Source organism: Caulobacter sp. B11 (assembly GCF_002737765.1).
In the GTDB taxonomy this organism is placed as follows: Bacteria; Pseudomonadota; Alphaproteobacteria; order Caulobacterales; family Caulobacteraceae; genus Caulobacter.
Genome location: NZ_PEGG01000352.1, coordinates 1 through 3323, shown reverse-complemented (window position 1 = coordinate 3323; position 3323 = coordinate 1). Strand labels below are relative to the sequence as shown.

The window sequence follows — 3323 nt, the reverse complement described above, 5'->3', positions numbered from 1 at the left end:
GTGTTGGCTGTTGATGTGGTTGAGCTTGGCCCAGTCGAGGCGGGCAGGGGCCTTGACCACGTCCTTGACGTCAAACCAGTCGACGGCCTGGGCGTCGCTGAACACTTCGTCGTCGCCATGACCCCAGCCCAGACGGGCCAGATAGTTGCGCAGGCCCTCGGGCAGATAGCCCATGTCCGCGAACTCACTGACCGCTTGGGCGCCGTGGCGCTTGGACAGCTTGGCCCCGTCGGGACCATGGATCAGCGGAATGTGGGCGAAGGCCGGCAGGGTCCAGCCCATGGCTTGATAGATCAGGCTCTGACGCGCGGCGTTGTTGAGGTGGTCGTCGCCGCGGATGACGTGGGTCACACCCATGTCATGGTCATCGACCACCACCGCCAGATTATAGGTCGGGGCTCCATCGGCCCGCAGCAGCACCAGGTCGTCGAGGTCGGTGTTGTTGAAGGTCACCGGGCCCTTGACCATGTCATCGACCAGGGTCGTTCCCGTCAGGGGGCCCTTGAAGCGGATCACATGGGGCGCGGTCGGATCATTGGGCTGGGGTCCGTCGCGCCACGGCGAGCGCAGGGCAGGGCCGCCGGCCCGGGCGGCTTCGCGCGCCAAGGCCAGGTCCTCGACGCTCATCCAGCAGCGATAGGCGTGGCCGGCGGCCAGCATCTCTTCGACCACCTGCCGGTGACGGTCGGCGCGGCTGTACTGAAACACCGGCTCCTCGTCGGATTTCAGGCCCAGCCAGTCCAGGCCGTCGAAGATCGCCTTGACGGCGGCCTCGGTTGACCGTTCGCGATCGGTATCCTCGACGCGAATAAGGAACTTTCCACCCGTATGGCGTGCATATAACCAGTTGAACAACGCCGTGCGCGCGCCACCGATATGCAGAAAGCCGGTGGGCGAGGGGGCGAAGCGGGTGACGACGCCGGAAGGGGCGGGCGTGGAAGAGGAGCTGGTCATGATTTCAAAGCTGACGGACTGGACGCCGCCGGAGCGGCTGTGATCGCCGCGCCGGGACTTGGCGCGGACGGCTGGGTGGGGCGTCTTAGCATGGCCCTTCGCACCCGGCCTAGTCCGACGAAGATAGTCGCGTGGTTGCGCGCCGAGCTGGCGGTGAATCGTGAGCGCTGGATGCTGTGGTCGCCGGTGGCTTTCGGGCTCGGCGCGGCGGGCTATCTGGAGCTGCGCTTCGAGCCGTCATGGATGCTCTTGTCAGCGATGTTCGGCGTTCTGGCGGTGGCGGCCAGGGTTGCCGACCGCCGGTCATCCCGCGGCGGCGTCTCCGTCGTCCTGATCCTCTGCGTCCTGTCCAGCGCCGGCTTGCTGGCCGGCAAGCTGCGCAACGGCCTGGTGTCCGCACCGGTGTTGGCGGGTGAGCGGACGGTGATGACGGTGGACGGCTTCGTGGTCGATGTCGCCAGCCCTGGTGTGGGCGGACCCCGCCTGTTGATCGCGCCGGTTCAGATGGGCGGCCTCGCGCCGGCGGCCACGCCCAAGCGCGTTCGGGTGACGATCGATGACCTTGGCGGCATCGCGCCGGGCGCGGCGATTCGCTTTCGCGCCATGTTGGGACCGCCGCCGCAGCCCGCCGCGCCCGGCGCCTATGATTTCGCCAGGGACGCCTGGTTCGGCGGCGTCGGCGGCGTCGGCTTCTCGATCGGACGGCTGGCGCCGATCAACCTGCAGACGCCGCCCGCGCGCCTGAGCGTCACCATGGCGGTCAACGCATTCCGCTGGCGACTGGCTCGTCGCATTCTGTCGGACATGGGTCCCGAGAGCGGCGGCGTCGCGGTGGCCATGGTGACGGGTCACGAGGCCTGGATCACGCCGGAACAGACCGAGGCCATGCGGGCCTCGGGTCTGGCCCACATCCTGTCGATCTCGGGCCTGCACATGGCCATCGTCGGCGGCTTTGTCTTCGCGGCGGCGCGACTGGCCATCGCGGCCTGGCCCTGGTTCGCGCTGCGTGTCCCGGGCAAGAAGATCGCCGCAGTGGCGGGTCTGGCGGCGGTGGCGGTCTATCTGTTGATCTCGGGCGCCCCGCCGCCTGCTCTGCGCGCCGCCATCACCTTCGCGGTGGCCTTCGGAGCCATACTGTTCGACAGGCAGGCCATCAGTCTGCACGGCTTGGCCGTAGCGGCCCTGCTCATTCTGCTCGCGCAGCCGGAATCGGCCGGCGCGCCCGGATTTCAGATGTCCTTCGCCGCCACCGCCGCCCTGGTGGCCCTGGCGGAGGCCTGGCCGCGTCCGGTGCGCGAGATCGCCGTACCCTGGCCGATCCGCGTCGTCCAGGCGGCCAGCGGTTGGCTGGCGATCAGCATTGGCGCGAGCTTGGTCGCGGGTCTGGCGACAGGCCCTTTCGCCATGCAGCATTTCAACCGCGTGGCGATGTGGGGACTGCCGGCCAACCTGATCGTCTCGCCGCTGTCGTCCTTCGTGATCATGCCGTTCCTGGCGATTGGGGCCGCGCTCGAAGGGGTGGGCTGGGGCCGGCCCTTTCTGGCGGTGGCCGGTTGGGGGATCGAGGGCATGCTGGCTGTGGCCCGGGGCTTCGCCAGCGCCGCTGGAGCCCAACAGCTGGTGGCCAGCGCCCCGGCCTTCACCCTGGTCATGGCCTTTCTCGGGCTGATGCTGCTGTGCCTCTGGCGGGGCCGCTTACGCTGGCTGGGCGCGCCCCTAGCCCTGTCGGTGGCCCTCTGGCCAAGGCCGCCCCTGCCAGACGTCTGGATCGCCCCAGATGGCTCGACGGCGGCCGTGCGGCGCGGCGCGGAAGCGGTCTTGCTGAGGCCGGACGCCCGACGGTTCGGGGCGGAGCTCTGGGCCAGACGACGGGGCCTGGAGATCGGCGCGGCCGAAGGGTTCGACTGCGTCCGCTATGCTTGCGCGCCCACCACAGCCGCGCCCGCGTCGGTCGCCCTCTCCTGGGGGCGGAAGCCGCTCACGGGCGCCGACTTGGCGGCGCTCTGTGGACGGGCGGAAGTGGTGGTTCTGCGCGGGGCCGGCCCGATGGTCACGCCGGCCGCCTGCGGGCGGAGGGTGGTGCTGACCGAGGCTGATTTCGCCGCCGGCGGCGCGGCGGAACTCTATCGGCGTCCCGACGGCTGGTGGATCGTCTGGGCCCAGCCTCTGCGGGGCAATCGGGCCTGGAGCCAGTAGGCGCCGCTAGACCCCGAACGACCCGTGCGGCCTCGCCAGCACGGGTCGCCATCGCAGTGAGGATCTCTAGTGGTAGCGGCGGATCAGGCCCACGAGCTTGCCCTGCACCTCGACCTGATCAGGTCCGAAGATCCGGGTTTCGTACTTGGGATTGGCGGCTTCCAGGGCGATCG

At 69.6% G+C, this 3323-nt stretch carries 3 protein-coding genes; 1 reads left to right on the top strand and 2 read right to left on the bottom strand.

Annotated features, from left to right (window positions below; genetic code table 11):
* Window positions 1–954: glutamate--tRNA ligase (gltX, locus tag CSW58_RS12570; protein ID WP_099447513.1), on the bottom strand; the 954-nt coding region annotated here is incomplete at its 3' end.
* A 90-nt stretch (window positions 955–1044) separates the two neighbouring features.
* Between gltX and CSW58_RS12565 the strand changes: the two genes are divergently transcribed.
* Window positions 1045–3150, top strand: a complete 2106-nt coding sequence (locus CSW58_RS12565) for a ComEC/Rec2 family competence protein (RefSeq protein ID WP_099447514.1) — start codon at window positions 1045–1047, stop codon at window positions 3148–3150.
* Window positions 3151–3216: 66 nt separating this feature from the next.
* Here the strand turns inward: CSW58_RS12565 and CSW58_RS12560 are convergent.
* Window positions 3217–3323: LexA family protein (locus tag CSW58_RS12560; RefSeq protein WP_369825189.1), on the bottom strand; the 107-nt coding region annotated here is incomplete at its 5' end.

Bases quoted from the DNA above. Each gene is read 5' to 3' on its own strand.
- CSW58_RS12565 (WP_099447514.1), top strand. From the start codon at position 1,045: ATGGCCCTTCGCACCCGGCCTAGTCCGACGAAGATAGTCGCGTGGTTG.